A 24,206-nucleotide genomic window follows, 5' to 3' on the forward strand; every position below is an offset into this window, starting at 1 on the left:
GATCGAGATGCCAAAATGAAATTACCCGATTTTGAAGCATGGGCGATTTTTGCCAAGGTAGCTGAATTAGGTTCTTTTGCGCGGGCAGCCGAAGCGATCCAGCTTTCCAAACCCACGGTTTCAAAGGCGGTAAGTCGCCTTGAGCAATCCTTGGGCAGTGCGCTATTCAATCGCAATTCCCGTCATATTTCTTTGACCGATCTCGGGCGGTCACTTTTGGGACATGCTAATAAAATTATTGCCGAAGCCGAAATGGCCGAAACCGAAGCCCGTGGTGGTATCCAGCGCCCTTCGGGGCTTATCAAAATAGCTGCACCAACGACTTTTGGCCTATGGCATTTATCACCGGTTCTGCCAGATTTTTTGGCGCAATATCCGGAAATAGATATCTCAATTGATTTCAGTGATGCGCTCGTTGATCTTGTGGGGGAGGGCTATGATATCGCTCTTAGAATAGCTTCTCTTGCGGATTCAGCCTTACGGGCGCGGCGGCTTTGTCCGGTGCGCCTTTTATTGGTGGCAACCAGCGATTATCTCGATCGTATTGGTCGGCCACAGCATCCCAAGGCACTCGAGAAGCAAAAAAGTTTTGTCTATACCAACAGTCGGGCTTCAGGCATGATTCGTCTGCGGCATGAACAGAGCGGCAAGGAATATGTTCTCTCGCAATCTTCCCGTTTCAGGGCTGATAATGCCGAAGCTTTTCTACCTGCCTTAGAAGCCGGATTGGGCTTTGGAATATTTCCTGATTTTATGGTCTGGGAAGGCCTGAAATCCGGCAAATTGGAACAGATATTGCCAGAATGGGACGCCGGTTCAATTGCGCTTTATCTCGTTACTTCTGCCAATCCACTAAGACCAATGCGCGTGAATGTATTACTTGATTATCTGACCAAAGCGTTTAAAAATCCACCTTGGACAAAATAAATTACTCCACGAGCTCAGAAGTTTTCTGCATTGTCTCCGAATGCCTTGCCCTGCTTTCTGCGGCAAAGGAATTCAGAAATTAAACCCTACGAAAACCACAATGCCTCCGAAGCCCATTTCGGAGGCATTATGTTTCAGTTCTATTGGGCTGTCAGTTTTTTGGCCAATTCGGCCACATGCTGGCCTAAGAATTTCGCGCCATCCAACTCATTCTCGCTAGGCTGCCGTGAACCATCGCTTGCGGCAATGGTCGTCGCGCCATAGGGCGCACCACCTGTTACTTCATCCAGCCGTCCTTGGCCTTGAAAGCTATAGGGCAGGCCGCTGATAACAAGGCCATGATGCAACAGGCTAGACATCAAGGAATAAAGCGTGGTTTCCTGTCCGCCATGCTGGGTCGCGGTAGAGGTAAAGACCGCTCCGACCTTTCCGATCAAGGCACCCTGCGCCCAGATGCCCCCCGTCCGATCCCAAAAATTCGCCATTTGTGATGGCAAACGCCCAAATCGGGTTGGTGCGCCAACAATAATGCCATCATATTCAAGCAAGTCTTTCGGCTCGGCAATCGGTGCTTTCTGGTCGATCTTGAAATGGTTCTTCTTGGCGGCTTCTTCCGGCACTAATTCCGGCACCCGTTTCACATCGGCTTCGGCACCGGCGGCGCGAGCGCCTTCTGCCACAGCATAGGCCATGCTTTCGACATGACCATAAGTGGAATAATAAAGAACAAGAATTTTAGGCATAATCAACAACCTTCTTTTGTGATGGTAAAATCTTTATGACCGTATTTTGCCCTTTAATCCGGTGACAAAAGGCCACTATTTTCCAGACCATGGTTAGCTGAAATCTTCTCCCCCGCACTTCATGAAGGGGACTATTTCTACGGTATCAATATGAAGCCTTTTTGATAAACGCTTCTAATCCTGAAAAGAGCCATGCCGATTCCTTGATTCCAGACCTCAATGATAATTTTCCAAAAGGAAGGCCTTCAGTCTGGATTACAGACATCCGCTTAAAAGATTTTAGCTCCGCTTTTCAAAAGCACCGGCGATATGCAGCGTCACATTATCGCTGACATAAGGAACATAGGTTTTAATGCCAAAATCACTGCGTTTGATTGTCGTGTCGCCTTCAAAACCAGCAGTATATTTTTTATCCAAAGGATTGATACCAGCTCCGACGAAACGCACTTTCAAAATTTCAGGTTTGGTAATGCCATGCAAAGTCAGATTACCTGTCACCACCGCTTCATTTTTACCCGTCTGACGGATCTGAGTTGACACAAAGCGGGCTTCAGGAAATTTTGCGCTATCAAACCATTGGTCGCCTTTTAACTCGTCATCCAGTTTTGAACTGGTCGTCAAAACCGAAGCGATCGGAATAGTGACAGCAAGACTCGATTTGGCAGGATTCTGCGTATCAAGATCAAGTCTGCCCGATATCTGCGAAAAAATACCCTGATAATAGGTAAAGCCAAAATGCAGCACCGAAAAGGCGACTTGGGTATGATAAGGCTCAACATCATAGCTTCCGGCCTGAATTTGTTCGGCATGGGTCACCGCTTCAGCCGAAGCCATGTCAACAGCCGTAAAAGACAAGAAAAATGCCGTAGCGGCTAAAGAAATAAACGGCTTCATTTGACGAAACTCCGGTCAAAACAACATCAAAAGCCCAAGATTTTGCCTAACAAGGATAGTCGCCTAAAAAGACATCAAGCCATTTTCCCTGTTCAAGCTATTCCTGCTAGCTCTTTCAACATAGGCTTACCGAAAGCCTTTAATTCCATAAATAGAAACAAATGAAATCTATCATTTCCAAATTTTACATCAAACTAAGCCAAGATCATCAAAAACCACTAAAAACCGGCCAATAATCAATAAAATAGCGGCTTATAAAACAGACCAATTCAAAACCAAGAAATCATAAATCATAAATCATAAATCATTTTCTCCATATATTAAAAAAAATCCCCTGACAGGCTTTCACCTCTCAAGGGACAAGGTCATTATCACCAATAAAAAACAGCCAGCCATCTCACTGTTTCATCCGAGATAATGCGATTAAAAATGACAAGATAATAACAAAGCCTTTTTGGGTCTGTCGGCTTATGTCACAGGTAATATTTCTTTCGTAAAATGGCTTAATCTAGCGGAATACCAGATATAATCTTCTTCTCTCAAACAGAATGAAGACGCTTTACCACAAGCAAAAAAGCCCATTTTAAAATATCTTATGCCTGCCGAAAAATTTTTCTTCTAATAAAATCTACCTTTTAAACAGTCATAGATAGAGCACAAAAAAATCCGGCTACCTATGCGTGATGCATATCAGGTAACCGGATAAAACCCTGTCAGGATTTAAATTCTAATTCTCTTCTCCAGAGTCTTTCTGATCAGACTCCGCACCAGAGGCTTTGCCTCGACTATTCTTCGCCGCATGGGACTCCGTATCAGCCTCTTTCCCTGCTGATTTTCTAGAAGAGGAGCCATCTATCTTTTGACCGGTCTTTACGGCGTCATCAGAATGCGCATTAGCCGCTTCCAGTTTCCGCATCATATCGGTATCCGATTGCGGCGCAGGGCTAGGCTGATCGTTGATCCAATGTAACGGCGATCCTGGCGGCGTCGTATAATAGGAAGTGCCGGTATAGAATTTGATATTCGCTTCCGCCATACGGTTACCCAGACGGCGATAGAATTCTCTTTGGACTTTCCATTTCATCATTGCCGCAGTGCGGATAGAGCCTACTAGAACCGAACCATTGCTGTCTGAAATATCGACACCCAGATCATTATAACCGGAATAAATAATGTCTTTATAGGCATCTTCTTTTCGCATTTCGTCGATAGTCTTCTGCATAATTTTAACGAGACGATCAGGGTCTTCAGATAGATCAAGTGTCTGACGAATAATAATCTGGTTAAAATCGCGGCCTGTATTGGCAATAGACGACACCGAAGAAAAGGGAATGATGTGCAAATCACCATTCACGGCTCTGACGCGCAAGGTTCTGATTGATAGATGCTCGACCGTGCCGGAAACACCACCAGTTGAAACCCAGTCACCAACCTGAATCGCATCTTCCACCAGCATAAAGAAGCCGGTGATAAAATCCTTCACAAGGCTTTGCGAACCAAAGGCGATTGCCGCACCCATGATACCCGCACCGGTCAGCAAAGGAGCCACATTAATACCGATTTGGGATAAGGTCGTCACCGCAACGATCGCTATGATAAAGACCAAAAGCACGGTGCGAATAATCGGGAAAACCGTGCGCAACCGTGTTGCCCGACTGAACTGATTGCTTTCATGATAGCGATCTATCTGGCGGTTCAACATCGCATTGATGACTTCCCACAGGGTTACAGCCACAGTGATCGCGATAAAAAGGCTAAAGGCCAGACTGGTCAGGCGCGCCCCGATTGATGATTTGAAAAGAAAGCGAAGGGTAGGGATACCCCAACTCTGGGTCAAAGCAATCAGCGAGACCGCCGTAATCACAAAGGTGATAATGCTGCGGACATAAGGATAATAGAAATCAGCGCGCTTCTGTAACCGCGGATAGCGGCTTTTCATGTCATCATTGAAATTGAACAGATTTTCTTGCGCGCCATAGGCCAAAACCGCCGCCAGACGAGAGAAAACTAAAATCGCGACCGTCAAAATACAACTGCGGAGCATCCATCGATAGCCACCATGGAAACGGGTTGCCCAGACCACCCACAAGGCGATATCGACAAAGATAGCCGGTATCCACCAAAGGCCAATAATCGTGCTGATGAAGCGCCAAAAGGGACGGCTCTGTAATTTTTCCGGCGGCCGCAAAGCTTGTGCGACAATATGCCGGATTCGCCAAATAAAGGCGGCTAAAAACAGATGTTCAACCAGAATAGAGGCTAAGATCAAAGCCTCAATACCGCGCCTTGCGATGTGAAATTCATCTCCCATAGAGATCAAAAACATACCGATCGAAGGCGTGATAACGAGAATATTCGCCCATTTTATAACCAAAGCTGCCGTCGAATCCGAAGCAGGAAGAAGCCTGATCGGGGGCGATTTTGGCGCAAAAGTTGATTCCAGAATGATATAGGCAGTGCGTGACAAGGCATAAGCATTGGCAAGAGACAAGGTCAAAGCCTCAGCCTGACGGCTGGGCGATATCAACGCCGAAACGATATAGTTAAAGCCTAAGAAAATAGCGACCGGCAATAACTTGGTGATCAAGTGGTAAAAGGCAAAAGGAATACGGATAATAAAGGCCATCACTTCATTTTGGCGACGATGGTCTTCTGCCCGCGTTTCCTTGGTCTCGGCCGCTTTTTCTTCGGAATTGTCCGAACCAGCATCGCCTACATCTGAAGCAATTTCTAGATTGTCGCTGCTGTCGTCATTATTTTCGGGCTGGGGCGCATGTTTCAGGCTCCATGCGGTCTCATAAGATTGGGCGCGTTCTTTGATGGTTCGAAGTAACCCACGCGTAAAAAAGACTATCGTATATTCAAGCGCCAGCCCAATACCAAAAATCAACAACCCATAAAGAACAGCCTTAAACAGAATAGTTCGAGCAGCCTGATGGGTCATCTCATAATGGAACCAGCGACTGACAAAGCCCATATCCTTGAATATAGCGGCGAAACTGGTGGTATATTTGACGATATAACGCGAGACGATATTAAGATCGTCACTTACATCTTTATCAATCAAAGCCGCCGGCTCACTGCTATTTTCAGTGCTGCTGCTATCTGTTGTCGCAGGCGCAGCGGCTTTACTGGCTGGTTTTGCCGCTACAGCCGCTGCCTTCGGAGCCGTTGCATCCTGATTATTCGATGCGGCATTAGAGGCGCTGGAATCGCTATCCGTGCTATCACTAGCGGCAGTATTAGCGCTAGCCTGATCGCTCGGTAATCCCTTTGCAATCAAAGAAAGCGTCTGGGTGAACTCTTCCCGTTTTTTAGGATTATCCAGAATATTTAGTAATTTTTTGGCTTCTGATTTTGATAAAGCCTGATTGCCTTGCGGCTGTGCCTGACTGGTCTGACTGCTATTATCTGTAGCAGCATCTTGGGCATAGAGAGACTGATTTAAAAAGAAAAAAGAGAAAAGCAGCGGCAAAATAAAACGTATTTTGTGAAAAAGCCTATGATTGAGTTGCGACAGCATTTTCATAAAAACAGACACGCTTTACCTTCTCTATAGCCGTATCAAGACAAAATCAGACAAAAACCAAATCAGTGGTTATAAAATTCTTATTCTGACGTGACGTTGTCGTCAAAAATCAGACAACTTCCTTATGAATACAAGCTCTATGCCGATATTCTCGAAAATAACAATTTCTTTCTGAATAAAAGGCTTCAAAATTAGCCTGACATCCAAAAAACAAAGATATATTTTCAGATATGAATCTGCAATTCAGCATCGCTGAATCCGATAATCTTTATAAAACCATCACAGGCTTTTTTGTTCCTCAACAGAAAACCGCATTTCTTCTTAGCAAAGCCGGATTAACATAAGCGAAATTGTTCGCGCGCAATCCGGTCATCCAAAGCATGATTAGGATCAAAGAGAAGATGAAGCGGCGTTGTCCGGTCAAGCGTGATTGTTACATTGGCAATTTCGCGTAATTCGCGCTGATCTGCGACAGCACTCATCGGCCTTTTGTCGGGGTCAACCACACGCATATCAATGATAGAACCATCCGGCACAATCGCGCCACGCCACCGCCTTGGGCGGAAAGGACTAATCGGGGTTAAAGCCAGCATACCGGAATCAAAAGGCAAAATCGGACCATCAGCAGACAGATTATAAGCCGTCGATCCCGCAGGGGTCGCAACCAAAACACCATCTGAAACCAATTCAGGCAAAACAATCCGGCCATCGACGCTGATTTCCAGATGCGCTGTCTGACGGGTTTCCCGCAACATAGATACTTCGTTGATTGCTCTATATATTTTTTGCTCGCCGGAAACCGTCTGGCCGTCCATCCGCAAAGGATAAACGGTAAATTGTTTGGCTCTTATCAGCCGCCTAAGAAGATTGGATGGCCGCCATTCATTCATCAGAAAACCGACCGTTCCCAAATTCATCCCGAAAACTGGCAGATTAAAGCTATTATCCAGAAGATGATGCAGCGTTTGCAGCATGAAACCATCACCGCCCAAGGCGATAATGACATCAGCTTCTTCCAACGGATACCATTGGTATAATTTCTTCAGCTCTTCTGCGGCTTTTTGTGCCTTCGGGGTCGGGGAGGCAATAAGGGTCATTCTGTTGAATTTCATAGCTGATCTTTTCCTGCCCTTAACGGAAATGGCAATGTCCTGATAAATCCATTTAGCGGCTTTTTCGCTGCTGATTTAAGACTTCATAGGCCATAATGGCGCCCGCTACGGCAACGTTCAGGCTATCCGCACGCCCCATCATCGGAATTTTAACCAGATGGTCGCAGGCATCTTCATAAGAATCCGGTAAACCTTGGGCTTCATTCCCGACCAGAACAAAGCTGGGCGTTTGATAACGGGGTTCCTGATAATCTTGGGTTGCCCGCAAACTGGTGCCGATCAGATCACCTTCTCCCTGTCGTAACCATACAAGGAAATCTTCCCAACGGGCGGTGGCTATTTTCTGGGTAAACAACGCTCCCATCGTGGCGCGGACAGCTTCAACAGAAAAAGGATCAACACAGTCGTCAATCAAGATCAAGCCACCCGCACCGACCGCATCACCGGTGCGTAACAAGGTGCCAAGATTCCCCGGATCTCTCAACGATTGAGCCACTAACCAGATCGGAGCCTGTCTGCGGTCAATAGAGGACAAAGGAAGGGTAAAACTCTCAAAAACCCCGATAACGGTCTGGGGATTATCTTTGCCGGATAATTTATGCAAAATATCACGGCTGGTTTCGATGGCTTCGCCCCCGTTATCTTCGACAGCTTCGATCAATTGCTGAACCAAAGGATGCGCGGCACTATCAGCCGCAAAGAAAATATAGACCGGAATAAAACCCGCTTCACGGGCTTCGGTCAGAATGCGTAAGCCTTCAGCTAGGAACAGTCCCTCTTCGCGGCGATGTTTTTTATCGCGCAAGGAACGAACACGTTTGATAAGCGGATTGGAAAAGGCGGTAATAGCTCTAGGCATGAAAAAACAGATAGTCCTTATTCTTCGCCGAATTTTTGTTCAACCAGATCGGCCAAGGCACTGACAGCCCGTTCGGCACCGACACCTGACGCATAAATGGTCACATAATCACCAATAGCGGCCCCTAACATCATCAGCCCCATAATCGAGGTGCCAACGACTTTATTGCCGTCTTTTTCAACTTCAATCACGGCTGACTGGGCAGAGGCCAAAGCCACGAAACGGGCGCTTGCACGGGCATGAAGACCGCGTTTATTCGTAATCTGCACTTTTCGGATAATAGGGGTCATAATGATTCGCCTAATATTTCAGAAGCCACTGATATATATTTTCGTCCAGCCTCGCGGGCAGCTGCAACTGCCGCTTGAACGTCTTGTTGTCTGCGGGCGCGTTCCAGCCTGATAAGCATCGGTAAATTGATACCGGCAATCACTTCGATTTTACCCGGTTGCATCAATGAAATCGCCAGATTTGAAGGCGTTCCACCGAATAAATCGGTTAACAGAATAACACCGTCACCATTTTCGACCTCGGCAATAGCCTTGGCGATGTCGGCACGCCGGTTTTCCATATCATCATCGGGGCCGATACAAATCGCGGCAACCGCTTCTTGTTTTCCAACGACATGCTCCATGGCTGTGACAAACTCTGCCGCCAGCCCCCCATGCGTTACTAACACCAATCCAATCATGAAGTGATCATCCGCCTTGATATGCCTTTCCTGCCCGTATCCGGTTTGATTGCGATTCGAGCAGAGGTAGTTTTAGGTCACGATGGGTAATAGTGAGAGAAAAATGCGCCTGACGCAACCGAGCCGCTATCCACTCCGCAACATAAACCGATCTGTGCCGCCCACCTGTGCAAGCAAAAGCAATAACAATATAGCTTTTTCCTGTATCTATATAGCGTGGTAACAAAAAAAGAAGCAGATCTTTAATTTTTGTAACCGCCGGTAAAAAAGAGGGGTCTTGCTCAATATAGTCGGCAATCTCTGGATCAAGTCCGGTCAAAGGCCGCAAAGCCTCTTCCCAATAAGGATTTTGAAGAAAGCGCATATCGAAAAGAAGGTCGCAATTTCTGGGAATACCGCGCGAAAAACCGAAAGACAAAATCGACACATTCGGGGCAACACTGTTTTCCGGTGCGAATTGCTGTCTTAATTCGCTTTGCAAGCTGTGGCTGCTGGTCGTGGTGGTATCAATGAGAAAATCGGCAATTTCTCTGACAGGTGCTAAAAATGCCCGTTCTTCGGAAATGCCATCTTCCATCGGTCGATCAAGGGCTAAAGGATGCCGCCGCCTGGTTGTATCAAAGCGCCGCATTAACTCGCTGTCAGAACAATCGAGGAAAAGAATATCAATTGGCTGGCTATGATGCTGGCGAAGCTGCTCAACCCCTTTTAGAAAAGCGTCAACGGTAAAACCTCGGGTGCGGCTATCAATACCCAAAGCCAAAGGCCGCCCTTTATAGGCCGCGACCGATGACGGCGGCGTAAGAATTAACCGCTCCAACAGGGAGAGCGGCAAATTATCGACGGTTTCCCATCCCATATCTTCAAAAGTGCGAAGCGCTGTTGATTTTCCGGCACCCGATAATCCGGTTACCAATAAAATACGCGCAGGCGGAGCCGCAGAAGACGAGGGGGCAGAAGACAAATCATTCCGGCTCATAGGTAAGATATCCTCTTCAATCTCAATCTTTTAGCAGAATATCTCCCTGTAAACACGCTATTTTCATTTCAATTTTTATCGGTGTCGAAGCCTCAAAAGCCTTAAGCGTTAAAAGCGGCAAAGCCCGCCCTAAAATTTCTACAGAATCGGCAGGATCAGGCATCCGCTCAACGCTGTCATCCAAAATGACAGCCAAGGCCAGATTCGCCTTAGGCGAAAAGGGCATCTTGACAATCCCCACACCTCTTATTTCTAACAAACCTGCAATATGAGAAGGCGGAGAGGCAACCAAAAGCCGTTTTTCGGGATCATCTTCTATCAAGCTGTAATCATCACTGACCAGAATGGCTCCGCGATCTATCAGGCGCAAAGCAAGGTCGGACTTCCCGCTACCAGACGCACCGATCAAAAGAACGCCGTGATTTTTGATGAATATCGTCGTTGCATGAATCAAGGCCGATGATTCGTTTGAACCATCGGCCTTGCGGGTATTTTCAATAGTTACAGAAGACATCTCAATTAGAACGCTTTAGCCCATGACATTACAAAGATAATCACAGTCAAAAGCGATAAGAAATAGATATTCCAAAATCACCTTTTTCGGTGGAAATTTTCATCCATTTCGCTTGGAATGTCAGAGCTATTTTATCCATTCTCTAGGCTTTTTTACCATTTTGGGTCGGATGAATGATCGGAGCGGCGGGAAGATGGACAATAAAGCTAGCACCGGCTTTTCCATGCGACCGCTTGGCGACCTCAATCGTGCCGTGATGGGCTTCAACCGTCGCTTTCGCAATCGCCAATCCCAAACCACTATGGCGACCAAAGGCTTCCTGACTGGGGCGGACAGAATGGAATCGCCGGAAAATTTCTTCCTTGGCATCATCCGGCACGCCGGGGCCTTCATCTTCTACTCTGATGACAACATCATCTTTGTCGCGGGTTGTGGTAATCGTTACCAAACCATCCGGCGGCGAAAATGAAATCGCGTTATCGATCAGATTTTCAACAACCCGCGTCAATCTCGTGCCATCGCCCAAAACCACGGCAATACCGGATTGCGGGCGGGCAAAAGCAATACGGACATCGGCTGCATCAGGCCGCCTCTCGCAATGCTTGGTGACACCTTGAATTAACGGGCCTAAATCAATGACTTCAAAGCTGGAACGCGCCATTTCTGCGTCAACACGCGAAGCCTCTGAAATATCGGTAATCAGGCGATCTAACCGCTGAATATCGTCACGAATGACGCCGATCAATTGCTGCCGCAAATGATCGTCTTTTATCATTTCCAGACTATCGACCGCCGACCGTAACGAAGCCAACGGATTTTTCAGCTCATGCGTTACATCAGCAGCAAAAGCCTCTGTCGCATCAATCCGCTGTTGCAAGGCGGTATTCATATCAGACAGCGATCTCGCCAATAGACCAATTTCATCACGGCGCGCGGGCAGGCGAGGGACTTTAACCTCTCTTGCCTGTCCTAAACGGACGCGTACCGCTGCTTTGGCAAGGCTTTTCAATGGGTGAACAATTGTTCGCGCCAAAAATAAAGACAATCCGACAGAAACACAGGTAACGACCAATAAAACGATCATTGCCCAAAAACGCTGCCGTCTGACCTTATGGGTAATATAACGCGGGTTATCCGTTGCAAATAAGGTAGCGCCATCTTTCCCGATAGGGGTCGCGATTGAAATCAACGGTGTCCGATCCGCCGCCCATCTTATCTGCGCTGCCATTTCATTCTGGCTACGGGCAGTCACCGCTTCCGGCCATGCTTGCAGCCGGTCATCTTTCGGTTCCTGATAATAACTTAACGGGCTGGCATGGACGACAATATCATTGATCCGATCCAATGTGCGGGCAAGACGGTGCTGCCAGTCATCTTTTTTCGGGTCATGAATGGTATAAGTAGGCGGCTGTCCGTCCCAGCTATCAAATTGCCTTTTTCCGTCGGAATTAAAAATCCGAATACGAAAGCCGGTTTGCTGTCCCATCTTACCGATCAGGCGATCCCATTCCGCTTCCGGTGTATTTTCGAGATTATCGGTAATAAGCTCGACCATCGCTTTATATTTACCGGTCTGAAGACCCGTCAGGCGATCGCGATATTGGGCGACATAGAAAAAGGTGCCAGCAAATATCAGAAGAACGAAAATATTCACGGCCAGAATACGGGCAGTCAGCGACCAACGCGCTGACCAACCAAGCGCAAGCTCGTTTCTCCGCCAGTGATAGCGGGAAGCCGCGTCTTCTTCTTTATTCTTCGGCAAATCGGTAGCCGATACCATAGAGCGTCTCTATACTTTTGAATTGATTATCTACCTGGCGGAATTTACGCCGCAGGCGCTTGATATGGCTGTCTATGGTGCGATCATCGACATAGACATCATCCTGATAGGCGGTATCCATCAATTGGTCACGCGATTTTACAAAACCGGGACGCTGCGCCAAGGCCTCAAGGATCAGAAACTCTGTCACCGTCAAGGAAATATCCTCACCGTCCCATGACACCTGATGCCGATCAGGGTCCATCACCAGACGACCTCTAACAATGATATGGCTATTTTGGGGCGTTTCTTCAGATTTTTCCTGAAATCTGGCTTCGGTGCGCCGTAACAAAGCCCGAATCCGCGCGATCAACAGTCGCAAAGAGAAAGGCTTGGCGATATAATCATCGGCACCGGAAGCCAAACCCAAGGCCTCATCCAGCTCATCATCTTTGGAGGTCAGAAAAATGACCGGCACCATGCTTTTTTCACGCAATCGCCGCAAAACCTCCATTCCGTCCATGATGGGCATTTTGATATCCAAAACAACCAAATCGGGCGGCGATTCCAAAAGTGCATTCAGAGCCGTTTTCCCATCAGAATAGACTCTGACAGAAAATCCCTCTGACTGAAGCGTCATCGAAACCGAGGCTAAAATATTACGGTCATCATCGACCAAGGCGATTGAAGCAGTCATTTATTTTCGCTCTACTGCATAAATCATTGTGAAATGGCAACCATTATCGGCCAAATTTTTTTATCCTTTTGCTACTCTTGATCGGTTCTTTGATTTATTTCCGCTTCTAACAACGGGTTTAAACAAAAAATGCAAAATAAATAAGGAAAAACCCTATCAGGGTGCTAGAAAGCAAAGCCATCCCATTATATAGGGCTACGAATCTTATTGCCCAATCAGATCCTTATGAATTTCTATGATTAAGGTTTTGAACGGGCCTGATCCGGGGGATTCACAATGGAAATCAGTCTAGGCCTCACTTTTGACGATGTATTGCTTCGTCCCGCAGCCTCTGATGTTCTTCCCAGTCAGGCCGACCTCCGTACCAACCTGACACGGGAAATTTCACTCAACATTCCGATGCTTTCTTCGGCTATGGATACGGTAACCGAAGCCAAAATGGGTATCGTCATGGCGCAGCTCGGCGGCATTGGCGTTTTACACCGCAATATGACGGTGGAAGAACAGGCCGAAGCCGTGCGTCAGGTCAAACGCTATGAAAGCGGCATGGTCGTTAATCCGATCACGATTACGCCTAACAGTAATCTCCGCGAAGCGCGCGCTTTGATGGATAAATACCAGATTTCCGGTATTCCAGTGGTCGAAGCCTCTGGCCGTCTTGCCGGTATTCTGACGAACCGCGATGTCCGTTTTGCCGAACATCTCGATCAGCCCGTTTCCGAGCTGATGACCCATGAAAATCTGGCAACCGTGAAACCGGGTGTGACGCAGGACGAAGCCCGTCGCTTGCTGCATCAGCGCCGGATTGAAAAGCTGTTGGTCGTTGATGACAATTATCACTGCCTTGGCTTGATTACGGTCAAAGACATCGAAAAGTCGGTTGCTTATCCGGCAGCTACCAAGGATCCTTCCGGCCGCCTTCGGATCGCCGCTGCGACGACGGTGGGTGATTCTGGTTTTGAACGGGCAGAAGCTCTGATCGATGCCGAATGTGATCTGATCGTTATTGATACGGCACATGGTCATAACCGCAATGTCGGACTTGCTGTTGAACGCTTGAAAAAACTTTCCAGCAAAATTCAGGTTGTTGCCGGTAACGTCGCTACTCCAGAAGCCACGCGCTTCCTGATTGATTCTGGTGCGGATGCCGTCAAAATCGGTATTGGTCCGGGTTCTATCTGCACGACCCGCGTTGTCGCTGGTGTCGGTGTTCCGCAGTTAACCGCTGTTATGGAATCCGCTGCAGAAGCCGCCAAATCGAATATTCCGGTGATCGCTGATGGTGGTCTTCGGACTTCCGGTGACTTGGCCAAGGCTTTGGCCGCTGGTGCTTCTACCGTCATGGTGGGTTCGCTCCTTGCTGGTACCGAAGAAGCTCCGGGTGAAACCTTCATCTATCAGGGTCGTTCCTACAAATCCTACCGTGGTATGGGTTCTGTCGGCGCGATGGCTCTGGGTTCAGCTGATCGTTACTTCCAGCAGGATGTCAAAGATCAGATGAAACTGGTTCCAGAAGGTATTGAAGGTCAGGTGCCTTACAAGGGTGCCGCTTCTGCCGTTATCCATCAGTTGATGGGCGGTATCAAAGCCGCTATGGGCTATACCGGTTCGGCTACCATTCCCGAATTGCAAAAACGCGGTAAATTTGTTCGCATCACCAATGCTGGCTTAAGTGAAAGCCATGTGCATGATGTGTCCATCACCCGTGAAGCCCCGAACTATCCGCTTCGCTAGAAGCTTTGTTGTAACGATCAAAAGGAGTCTTGGCGGTGATCCCTCAAGCCAGAGTAGAAGCCGCCATAGAACTGCTTGACCAGATTATTCAGGCGGTGCGTGACGAAGGTTCTGCGGCTGATCGACTGATTAGCCAATATTTCAAAACGCGCCGCTATGCTGGTTCAAAAGATCGGGCAGCCATTCGCAGCTTGGTCTATCGGGCTATTCGCGAGATAGGCGATTGTCCGATAAATGGGCGCGCTGCGATGATCCAGTTGGCACAAAATGATGCTGAACTGGCTTTCTTATTTGACGGATCAATGCGCGCTCCTGCGCCCATATCCGATAAAGAATTCGCTGAAGCGGCTAAAATTTCTCAAAAAAACACATCTTTGCTGCCTGCATGGCTAGCTGAAAAGATGGCGGCCAGCGATATCGACACCGCCGAGCAAAATGCTCTTTTGGGGCGCGCTCCGCTCGATATTCGCTTTAATCCCCATTTAACGGATATAGACACGGTTCTTGCAGCCTTCCCAGAAGGGCAAGTAATATCCGGCTTACCTTATGCGGTTCGTCTTCCCGAAGGCACAAAAGTCGATCAATCTCCTTTGTGGAAATCGGGTGCGATCGAAATACAGGATGCCGGTTCCCAATGGGCAAGTTCTATCTGCCAAGCCCAATTAGGCATGAAGGTCATTGATCTTTGCGCAGGGGCAGGGGGTAAAAGCCTCGCTTTGGCTAGCGATATGTTGGCCAATAACAATGCGGCAAAATTGGATTTGATCGCTTGCGATACCGACCGCAATCGTCTGTCTCGATTGCAACCTCGCGCGGAACGCGCCAAACTGCCCCCCATTGAACAACGGCTCCTTAATCCTAAACAGGAAGAGAAGGCATTAGGCGACCTCGCACATCAAGCGGATCTCGTGTTAATTGATGCCCCTTGTTCTGGAAGTGGCACATGGCGGCGTAATCCCGAAGCCCGCTGGCGCCTCAATCCGACGCGCTTGCAACGGGTTATCGACACGCAAAGCCATCTTTTGGATGTTGCCTCTCAACTGGTTCGCCCTAACGGCTATTTGGTCTATGTCGTCTGTTCTGTACTGGATGATGAAGGTGCCAACCAGATCACGGCTTTCCTCAATCGTCATCCTGATTGGACAGTCGAAAATCCAGATATCCAAGCGGGGTGTTTACGCGGGGATGGTCGTCGCTTTACTGTGCTTCAAGACAAAAGTGATGGCTTTTTTGTCAGTCGGCTCCGTTATATCGGCCGTTAAAGCCGCGATAGAACGCAAAATTTAAAGCCAAAATCGGCGTTTTTGCCTCTCATCAATAACGGATAAAATCTTTACTGACCTGATTGTCTCTTTCCGCCATCATAACTATTCGTTGCGATGGCAAGATAGTCAGGTTAGAGTTTTCCTTAATCGGTCATTATCGGTTGTCATGGGTAGTCTTCAGTCTGTTCCTTTTCCGGAGAAAATAATGCATTTTTCGCCTCTAGCCCTTGTCCTTTCTCTGACATTGGCCTCAGGAACACCGGTGCTTCAAGGTAGAGCGGATAGCGATATCAATCCCTATTCTACCCATTTGATGCTTCAGGCTGAAAAATCGCAAAAAGAAGGCCATCTGGTCGAGGCCGAACAACTTCTTGAAAGCGCTCTGGCCGTCGATCCTCGCAATAAAAATGCCTTTATCGCTTTGGGACGTGTGGCCGCTGCACAGGATTTAACCGGAAAAGCCATTCGTTTTTATCGCAGCGCATTAACGATTGATCCGACCGACACCACGGCATTGGAAGCGCAAGGCGAAGCCATGGTGGCCAAAGGTGCCATGAATAGAGCGCAGCAAAATCTTACGAAAATAAAAGAAATCTGTAAAACAGAATGCCCTGCCTATAATGCCCTTGCTGCCGTTATTGCCAAAGGCCCACCGGCCACCTCACAGGTCAAAACTGCTGATAGCCACATAGCAAATGACAATTCCGCAACAGTTGCCTCGAATACGCCTAAAAACACTTCGTCTTCCGAAGCCACTTCTAAAACGCCTAACACCTCCAAAAATATTATAAAATAATATTTTAAGGTCATAATTTTAATTTTTTATACCAAAAATGGGGTTTTATTCCTTTTCTGGAATCGAATAGCAAAGCTCTGCGGGTAAAGCCTTTTCTGTCCGTGTTTTTTTGTGTATCTCCTCTTCAACTTTTACCTATAAAATTCGCCAGAGCCTATAAAACTCATATCTTGCTGATTTTGTTGTTTTATAATGGCTATGTCTTTTTATTCATTTGGTATTTTGAGGAGGATGTGCACTGCGCTTTCAAAAGATATCTGAAAATACTCTATTTGTGATGACTGACGATATTATGGGAAATGAATTCCATCGTTTATTCATCATCAAGATGGTATCATGGCAAGCAATGTCTCATCTTATTCATTTCTCCCTGAAATAACGGAAGAAATAGCCTCTTTGCTTTGCATAAAATTATTGTATTTTTGCAGCAAAAATACTTGATAGTATAATCAACGATCTTGTAACGGACTTAAGCAAGATCATTACTCCCTAGGTTTATAGCAATGCCCCAACCCGAGCCTTCCCGAAATAGATCAGCCCCTCTCATCGCCCTTGTCGGTGCCGATGGAAGTGGCAAGACCACTGTTGGTCAGGAATTGCTTGAATGGTTGCAGACAATGCGGCCGACGGCTTTTTGTCATCTTGGAAAACAAACCGGAAATTGGGGTCGGGCTATTGCCCGTATGCCTTTTGTGGGCAAAAAACTTGATAAACAAGTTATTGCCCGCTCTTCCAAAGCACGGGATGAAAAAGGGGCAGGGGCAACGGTTTCAATCGTTATTTTTGCGCTTTCCATGCGTCGGGTATTTCGTTTTTTGCGGATGCGAAGACTCCATCGCAAGGGCTTTATGATCTTAACCGATCGTTACCCTCAAGCGGTTGTTCCTGGGCCCATGGACGGGCCCGGCTTGGTCGCCAGAAATCCGAAAGGCATGATTGCTCGCTTTTTGACGGGGCGAGAGCAAGCCTTATATGATTGGATGGCTTCTTATAAGCCGGATATCGTGATCAGGCTCAATGTCGATCTCGAAACGGCACTCAAACGCAAACCCGATCATCGACCCGCTTCTTTGGAAAGAAAAGTAAGGGATGTTCCTCGCTTGTCTTTTAATGGGGCCCCTATTCTCGATCTGGATAGCCGCGAACCCTTGGATCAGGTAATTGGCAAAGCAAAAGCTGCCATTCTCGACGTTATTGCGCGTTATGACCAAGCGACCGCCAAGTAAACCCATGGAATTATTATTGGATAACAAGACGCCACCGATTGAAAAGGCTCCCTACCCAAAGGCTCATACTCATCCGACGGGTAAATTGATCGCGCTTGTCGGCTGTGATGGCAGTGGGAAATCCAGTCTGACGACAGATCTCATTGCGGCCATACAAAAATATACGCCTGTCAAACGCTATTATCTTGGCTTGGGATCAGGGGATTTGGGCAGAAAAATCGGACAAATTCCTGTAGTCGGATCATGGATCGAAAATCTTCTCAAGCAAAGGGCGACTACCACTCGGACAAAAGGCAAAAAGATACCGGGTGTTATGACGGCATTAGTCGTTTATTTTTTCTCTTTACGGCGTTTTTGTTCCTATCTCAAAATGAGACGCGCCTTAAAGACTGGTATTACGGTTATCACAGACCGCTATCCACAGGCTGAAATCGCTGGACAATGTGACGGACCCGGCTTGTCAGCCGCTAAGGCTGGCAATCGTTTTGTCAGTTGGCTGGTGCGGTCAGAAGCTGCACTTTACCAACGAATGGCGTCCTTCCAACCTGATCTCGTTTTACGTCTGGATGTCGATCCCGAGACAGCCCATGCTCGTAAACCCGATCATGATATTGAGGCGCTGCGTATTAAATCGGAAATTATGCAGCATTTGACTTTCGGTGGCGCCCATATGGAAGTCATCGATGCCACGCGCCCCTATAAGGCTGTCTGGAAAGATATTGTGCGTTTGGTGCAACCCTATCTAACGGTTGACCTCGCTTCAAACCAGAAATAGCACAAAAATCCATTCAATAGGGCCAGACTTCATCCCGAATTTTGGCCTTAAATTTTACTAAGGTAAGAAAAGGCAAGAACCGCCTATGTCAGGATGGTTGAAAGACCGCGTTTTTCGAACTGTTCTGAAAAACGCAGGATATCTGGGATCAACAAAACTGATCGGCGCTTTAATCGGGCTAGGCGCGCTGATTGGGGCAGGGCGGATGCTGACGGCGGTGGAATTCGGTACGTTGATGCTGATTCACACATATGCTTTGGGGGTCGGTGCCTTAACCAAGTTTCAAAGCTGGCAGATGATTTTAAAATTTGGTGCCCGTCCTTACGAACAAGGCAACCGTTCTATTGTAGCCAAAGCCATCCGTTTTGCGGTTGGACTGGATATGGCTTCAGGTGTTTTTGGTATGGTCGTTGGTATGACGATATTGTGCTTTGCGGCTTCCTATGTCGGAATTGGTCAACAATATACACCTATCGCGCTTTTATATTGTACCCTTATCCCTACAATGTCATCGGCGACTCCAACGGGTGTTTTGCGCTTGGTTGGGCGTTTTGACCTTCTTGCCAAACAACAAATTATTACCCCTCTTTTGCGGGGCGTTGGCGCGCTGCTTTCTTGGATATTGGGCCTCGGTTTTGTCAGCTTTGTTGCGACATGGTATCTAGCGGATATCGCCGGAGACCTCGTTTTATGGGTAATGACGGTAAAAGAACTCCGTGAACGGGACATGCAATCCGCTTTGCGTCCCAGCCTTCGCGAGGCACCCGCGTCTTTACCAGGGGTATGGAATTTCGTCTGGTTGACCAATCTTAACACAACACTGGATGCTTGCTGGTCTCCGGTTGGCAATCTGATTGTGGGCGGTATGTTGGGGGCGGCGGCGGCTGGTCGATACAAGATTGCCACGACATTATTGGATTCTGCGGTCAAACCCGCGCGTTTTCTGGAAAAAGGTTTCTATCCTGAAATTATGCGTCTTGATCCCAAAAGCCGCCATCCTTGGCATCTGGCTTTACGAACTGGCCTTCTGTCAGGGGCGATAGGCTTATGCGTCATGTTGGTTATCTTAATCGGTGGCAAGCCTCTTATCAGTCTGTTTGGCCATAAATATGCCGAAGCTTCGACATTGATGACAATCATGTCACCAGCCTTGGTGATCTCTATGGCCTGCTTTCCTCTGGAATCGCTGCTCTATATGGCGGGGCAGGCCAAGGCTGTGCTTGTTGCCCAGATTGTGTCGGTCATCACCTATATTACGGCTCTTGTGTGCTTAACCCATGCCTTTGGCCTGCATGGGGCAGGGATCTCTTATATTTTCGGTATCTTCCTATTAAATATTTTAGCCATGATTCCGGCTCTTATAGGCTATACACGTCGCTATCTTCTGGAATCCGAAACTGTTACCAACAGCGAAGTTTAAAGAGAGCAGAGAATCGATGGGTTATAAAAAAGCACCGAAAAAGAATATCTCGCTGGCTAATCCGCGTTTTACAGATGCCGAACTTGATCAATTATTTGAAAATGTCCTGCTAGATGATGAACCCCATCTTGAAGCCATCTGCCCTGACGGTGATCGACCTGCCTTAAAAGAGCATGATAGCGAAGAATGTTATCGCCTTTGCTGGCAACTTCTTGAAAGAGGCGTCAATATACCGGATTTTAGACGACTGGTTTTAACGATTATCCGACGCGGTGGTACAGAGGATGCCGAAGAAAAACAGGCGTTCAAATATGCCCGCGCTCGTTTCAAACATATTCGCTTTGCTTGTGCCAATATGGATGAACGGCATCGCTATCCATGGTCTGTCAATCTGGTAACCAGCCTGATGGGACATATGCAGGATGCGTTTAAAAATCGGCAAAAAGGCAAAACAATTTTGTGGGGCGCATTGCTTTGGGCTGCGCTGATGCCGCCTTTTTACAATATTGTGCGCTGGCAACTCGCCGATTTCAGACCTGCCAGTGTATCAAGCTTGATGACTTATTTTGCGGATCAAAATCGTAAAATCAAAACCGCCTTGAAAGATGACAAGGTCACAGGTCATAAATTCCATAATATTCGCAAAATCATCAGCCGTCGCATTTCTTTTAACGATACCCTGCGGGTTATCCATCCGGCCAATTGGAATCACCAGATGTCTTTCTATCTGGCTACGATCAATGGCCTTATGGGCGATATGCATGACGAATTGGTCGAAAAGCAGATTCGAGGTGAACAGGACTATACCCAATTCGCTTTTCCGATACCGGATTCGATCCTTAGCCGTTTAAAAACTCTGTTAAAACTGGGTGAAACCGGTTTTTAATCACGACAAATTTACGCCGACAGTTTTTCCCAATGTCGTCCAATGGCAATAAATTCCGCAACCGAAACGGTTTCAGGACGACGGGTTGCGTCAATGCCCGCCAATTCCAGGGCTTCCATCATATGCTCGATGTTTTTCAGGCTTTGGCGCAACATTTTCCGCCGCTGATTAAAGGCTGCTGCGGTAATTTTTTCTAACGTCCCTAGAGACAGACCTTCCGGCTGATCTTTCGGGGTTAAATGCACCACCGCAGACATCACTTTTGGCGGTGGCACAAAGGCCGAGCGATGCACAGGAAAACTTAATTTTGCCTCGCTCCGCCATTGTGCCAGAACAGATAAACGCCCGTAATGAGGTGTCCCCACCTTGGCTGTAATGCGTTCGGCAACCTCTTTTTGAAACATCAAGGTCAAGGAAGACCACCAAGGCTGCCATGTTTTTGCTGTCAACCAACGGATAAGAAGCGCGGTTCCAACATTATACGGTAAATTGGCAACGATATGGACATGCTCACCCAAGACCGCTGCTTCGTCGATTTCCATCGCATCGCCGGAAATGACCTGAAGCTGATCGGGAAAATGAGCCGATAATTCTGCCAAAGCCGGTAAGCACCGCCTATCCCGTTCTACAGCAGTCACCTTTGCTCCCGCCTTTAACAAGGCACGTGTTAGTCCTCCGGGACCCGGCCCCACTTCATAGACGGTTTTTTGCGTTAAATCTCCGGGAACACGGGCAATTCTATCTAATAGCTGGCTATCAAGAAGAAAATTTTGACCCAAGCGTTTGTCTGCCGACAACCCATGACGCGCAATGACAGCCCGCAACGGTTCAAGCGTTTGATCCAGCATAGTGATAGGCTTATCCGTCTATAGAATTTTGAGCATAGGCTTGGCGATTATGGGCAGAATTGGCCGCCATCACCAAAGCCGCCACCATGGCGCCTTCATCCGCCTTATTCTTCCCAGCCAAAGGAAAAGCCGTGCCATGATCTGGCGAGGTTCTGATAATCGGCAAGCCCAATGTTGTGTTCACACCATTATCAAAATTGATCGTTTTGATCGGGATCAAGGCTTGGTCATGGGTCGGACATAATGCGACATCGTAAGTGGCCCGCGCCCGTGGGCTAAACAGAGTATCCGCAGCAAAGGGGCCTTTAATATCAATATTTTCGGCTTGAAGCTGCCTGATTGCAGGTTCGATACTATCGATTTCCTCGCGTCCAATCGTGCCATTTTCTCCGGCATGGGGATTTAATCCGGCAACGACAAGACGAGGGGACGGAATAGCAAAATTCCGTTTCAGATCTTCTACAGTAACCCGGGCTCGGCTGATAATCAGTTCAGGCGTTAGCTGTTCCAAAACATCACGATAGGGAATATGGATAGTCAGCGGCACCGTTCTTAAATCAGGCCCCGCCAACATCATAACCGCATCATCGGCAGCAATACCGCAGCGATTAGCCACAAATTCGGTCTGTCCCGGAAAGGTAAAACCCACCTGATAGAGTTCGGCTTTTGAAACCGGTGCGGTTACCAAAGCCGAAGCCTGTCCCTGTTTGACCAAAGCCACGCCTTTTTCAAGGGCAGCAAACGCGACCTCAGCGCCGGCTTTATTGGGTTTACCAGGGATAATGGTTTCTTTTGAGGGGATATCCCACACCGGTAAAGCCTGATCGAAAATAGAAATCACTTCGTTCGGATCAGTGATCGCGACCACAGGAATCGATGAAACCGCCTGAATAGAAGCCGCGCTGCCTATCGCAAAGAAAGGCATAATCTGATCGCTTTTGCGGCGTGACCATGCTTTCGCAACGATTTCAGGGCCTATACCCGATGGGTCTCCCAATGTGACAGCAAGCGGTTTCATCTTCTTTTCCAATCTAACGCTATCCGATTTTGGTACCGGATTTAACGGTAATCAATAATAGCGTCACGTCTTAAATCGCGTAGATAGCGAATAGCTCTTTTATTGACTCGATCTTCCTGCAACTGATTATGAATCTGCTGGAAATTGGGCTGTTTTGCCACTTTCGGATCATCTCGGCCGCAAACAACCAAAACACTGACGCCTTCTTGAATAGAACCAAAGGGCAAAGTCGATTCACCCACTTGCAATTTGGCGACCATATTTTGCAAAAGCGGCGGCATCGAACGAATGCTGATTTGGTCATTCGACATGACATCAGCCCCGATTTTGTGGGCGATTTCATCCACCGAGCCACAGCCTTTTAATTCTTTTGTGGCATCTCTTAATTTGGCTGTTTTCTCATCAGCCACATTTTGTGATGTGCCGGGCGGGAAATTGACATATATCTGTTTCAACGCCACGATTGCATCTTTGGGATCAATGCCCAAAATCTGCTGTTTTTCCAATAATGCCACAATAGAAAAGCCGCCGGGGGTTTCAATCGGGCCCATCAAACTTCCGACTGGCATATTTTTAACGACGGCTGCCAAGGCATCAGGCAATTGCTCTGCTTGAATAAAGCCCATATCGCCGCCTCTCGCTGCCGAAGAAGCCTCGGAATATTGGGATGCAAAGGCGCTAAAAAGCCCCATTCTTTCGTTGGTGTTACCCCGTTGCAGAATCTGGTCTTGAATTTTGTTCGCTTTGGCACGGACTTCGGCACGGTTGGTATCATTCGCAGAAAAGAAAATTTCAGCGATATGATATTCATCTTTACCCTTGGCCGCCTTCATCCGATTGATGATATTCTGAACTTCTTCATTACTGATATTAACAAAGGGTTCAACGCGGCGGCCTAACAGACGCCGCCAAGCCATATCCGCTTCAACCTGACGCTTCACCGATTTCGCTGAAGAGCCAATAGCCTGCAAATCTGCGCTAAAGGCCTCCGGCGTTTTTTTCATATTGCGCGCATAATGCTCAAAGATTTGATCCAATTCAGTCGGCGTGATGATAATATCATTGGCCTTCGCTTCTTGGATTTCCAAAGTTTCATCGATCAGATTGCGCAAAATCTGCAATCTCGCCATATTGCGATCTTCTTCAGAAATCCTGCTGACATCACCGCCAGCCGAAGCCAGAATCAAAGCAAAGCGCTGCTCAATATCCGTATTGGTAATGATGGTGCCATTGACGATAGCCGTCGCTTTATGGACATTCGGGTTGCTTTTACCAAAAACCGTCATTTGCTGCGGTAATTTCAGCCCTAGATTATCGCTTTGTGCTAATAGGAAGGCGGGGGCAGCCACTGCCACGCCTCCCGCGAATATCATCGCGACAGTTCTTTTGATGCGTTTTTTTGAAACGGTGTATAGTTTCTGCGTTACCCGCAACTTTGTATCCTCAATGGCTTCCACAAGACTTCACCTTTATATGGGGAAGCACGTTGGTTTTGAAAATGAAAAATACTTTTTTCACTATAAATTTTAAGCAA

General features: G+C 47.5%; 22 protein-coding genes. 8 read left to right on the top strand and 14 right to left on the bottom strand.

The annotated features are described in order from the left end of the window. Positions 1–15: 15 nt before the first annotated feature. Complete coding sequence (locus tag ZMOB_RS00095) at positions 16–927, top strand: LysR family transcriptional regulator (RefSeq protein WP_014500284.1); 912 nt, start codon at positions 16–18, stop codon at positions 925–927. A gap of 140 nt (positions 928–1,067) precedes the next feature. On the opposite strand, the gene wrbA is transcribed toward ZMOB_RS00095, so the two are convergent. From wrbA to ZMOB_RS00150, 11 genes are all read right to left on the bottom strand, one after another. Next, positions 1,068–1,670, bottom strand: a complete 603-nt coding sequence (wrbA, locus tag ZMOB_RS00100) for an NAD(P)H:quinone oxidoreductase (RefSeq protein WP_014500285.1) — start codon at positions 1,668–1,670, stop codon at positions 1,068–1,070. Between the two features lie 279 nt (positions 1,671–1,949). Continuing rightward, positions 1,950–2,564: a YceI family protein gene (locus tag ZMOB_RS00105; RefSeq protein WP_014500286.1), complete on the bottom strand. Its 615-nt coding sequence runs from the start codon at positions 2,562–2,564 to the stop codon at positions 1,950–1,952. Positions 2,565–3,291: 727 nt separating this feature from the next. Next, positions 3,292–6,105: a mechanosensitive ion channel family protein gene (locus tag ZMOB_RS00110; protein ID WP_014500287.1), complete on the bottom strand. Its 2,814-nt coding sequence runs from the start codon at positions 6,103–6,105 to the stop codon at positions 3,292–3,294. 323 nt (positions 6,106–6,428) lie between these two features. Next, a complete protein-coding gene (locus ZMOB_RS00115; protein ID WP_011241130.1) occupies positions 6,429–7,205 on the bottom strand; it encodes an NAD kinase in 777 nt (258 codons plus the stop codon). A gap of 52 nt (positions 7,206–7,257) precedes the next feature. Next, the gene (locus ZMOB_RS00120) at positions 7,258–8,064 is read right to left on the bottom strand and encodes a TrmH family RNA methyltransferase (RefSeq protein ID WP_011241129.1); all 807 of its coding nucleotides are present in this window, start codon (positions 8,062–8,064) and stop codon (positions 7,258–7,260) included. A 17-nt stretch (positions 8,065–8,081) separates the two neighbouring features. Further along, positions 8,082–8,354, bottom strand: coding sequence for an HPr family phosphocarrier protein (locus tag ZMOB_RS00125; RefSeq protein WP_011241128.1), 273 nt, complete (start codon positions 8,352–8,354; stop codon positions 8,082–8,084). Next, on the bottom strand, positions 8,351–8,755 hold the full coding sequence (locus ZMOB_RS00130; RefSeq protein ID WP_011241127.1) for a PTS sugar transporter subunit IIA: 405 nt from the start codon (positions 8,753–8,755) through the stop codon (positions 8,351–8,353). The genes ZMOB_RS00125 and ZMOB_RS00130 overlap by 4 nt, the downstream gene beginning before the upstream one ends. Positions 8,756–8,762: 7 nt before the next feature. Beyond that, the gene (gene rapZ, locus ZMOB_RS00135; RefSeq protein ID WP_011241126.1) at positions 8,763–9,734 is read right to left on the bottom strand and encodes an RNase adapter RapZ; all 972 of its coding nucleotides are present in this window, start codon (positions 9,732–9,734) and stop codon (positions 8,763–8,765) included. Between the two features lie 22 nt (positions 9,735–9,756). Further along, complete coding sequence (locus ZMOB_RS00140; protein ID WP_014500288.1) at positions 9,757–10,248, bottom strand: HPr kinase/phosphorylase; 492 nt, start codon at positions 10,246–10,248, stop codon at positions 9,757–9,759. 142 nt (positions 10,249–10,390) lie between these two features. Then, positions 10,391–12,028: a sensor histidine kinase gene (locus ZMOB_RS00145; protein WP_014500289.1), complete on the bottom strand. Its 1,638-nt coding sequence runs from the start codon at positions 12,026–12,028 to the stop codon at positions 10,391–10,393. Then, entirely contained in the window at positions 11,997–12,704 is a 708-nt protein-coding gene (locus ZMOB_RS00150) for a response regulator transcription factor (RefSeq protein ID WP_011241123.1), read from the bottom strand. The genes ZMOB_RS00145 and ZMOB_RS00150 overlap by 32 nt, the downstream gene beginning before the upstream one ends. 276 nt (positions 12,705–12,980) lie before the next feature. Between ZMOB_RS00150 and guaB the strand changes: the two genes are divergently transcribed. The 7 genes from guaB (at position 12,981) to ZMOB_RS00185 (ending at position 20,806) form a co-directional block, all read left to right on the top strand. Beyond that, positions 12,981–14,438, top strand: coding sequence for an IMP dehydrogenase (gene guaB, locus ZMOB_RS00155; RefSeq protein ID WP_011241122.1), 1,458 nt, complete (start codon positions 12,981–12,983; stop codon positions 14,436–14,438). 35 nt (positions 14,439–14,473) lie between these two features. Continuing rightward, complete coding sequence (locus tag ZMOB_RS00160) at positions 14,474–15,700, top strand: RsmB/NOP family class I SAM-dependent RNA methyltransferase (RefSeq protein WP_014500290.1); 1,227 nt, start codon at positions 14,474–14,476, stop codon at positions 15,698–15,700. Positions 15,701–15,908: 208 nt separating this feature from the next. Then, positions 15,909–16,499, top strand: coding sequence for a tetratricopeptide repeat protein (locus ZMOB_RS00165; RefSeq protein WP_014500291.1), 591 nt, complete (start codon positions 15,909–15,911; stop codon positions 16,497–16,499). A 503-nt stretch (positions 16,500–17,002) separates the two neighbouring features. Then, a complete protein-coding gene (locus ZMOB_RS00170) occupies positions 17,003–17,725 on the top strand; it encodes a nucleoside/nucleotide kinase family protein (RefSeq protein WP_014500292.1) in 723 nt (240 codons plus the stop codon). A gap of 4 nt (positions 17,726–17,729) precedes the next feature. Further along, entirely contained in the window at positions 17,730–18,500 is a 771-nt protein-coding gene (locus ZMOB_RS00175; protein WP_014500293.1) for a nucleoside/nucleotide kinase family protein, read from the top strand. 85 nt (positions 18,501–18,585) lie between these two features. Then, positions 18,586–19,920 (top strand): lipopolysaccharide biosynthesis protein, encoded by a 1,335-nt coding sequence (locus tag ZMOB_RS00180; protein WP_014500294.1) that lies wholly within the window; start codon positions 18,586–18,588, stop codon positions 19,918–19,920. A gap of 16 nt (positions 19,921–19,936) precedes the next feature. Continuing rightward, positions 19,937–20,806, top strand: coding sequence for a hypothetical protein (locus ZMOB_RS00185; protein ID WP_014500295.1), 870 nt, complete (start codon positions 19,937–19,939; stop codon positions 20,804–20,806). Between the two features lie 11 nt (positions 20,807–20,817). On the opposite strand, the gene rsmA is transcribed toward ZMOB_RS00185, so the two are convergent. From rsmA to ZMOB_RS00200, 3 genes are read right to left on the bottom strand one after another with little or no spacing between them, the layout of a single operon-like run. Continuing rightward, positions 20,818–21,654, bottom strand: coding sequence for a 16S rRNA (adenine(1518)-N(6)/adenine(1519)-N(6))-dimethyltransferase RsmA (rsmA, locus tag ZMOB_RS00190; RefSeq protein ID WP_011241115.1), 837 nt, complete (start codon positions 21,652–21,654; stop codon positions 20,818–20,820). Between the two features lie 10 nt (positions 21,655–21,664). Then, complete coding sequence (pdxA, locus tag ZMOB_RS00195) at positions 21,665–22,672, bottom strand: 4-hydroxythreonine-4-phosphate dehydrogenase PdxA (protein ID WP_014500296.1); 1,008 nt, start codon at positions 22,670–22,672, stop codon at positions 21,665–21,667. Between the two features lie 41 nt (positions 22,673–22,713). Further along, a complete protein-coding gene (locus ZMOB_RS00200; RefSeq protein ID WP_012816859.1) occupies positions 22,714–24,129 on the bottom strand; it encodes a peptidylprolyl isomerase in 1,416 nt (471 codons plus the stop codon). Positions 24,130–24,206 lie beyond the last annotated feature (77 nt).

Origin of the sequence: Zymomonas mobilis subsp. mobilis ATCC 10988 (genome assembly GCF_000175255.2) — a bacterium.
Classification (GTDB): Bacteria; Pseudomonadota; Alphaproteobacteria; order Sphingomonadales; family Sphingomonadaceae; genus Zymomonas; species Zymomonas mobilis.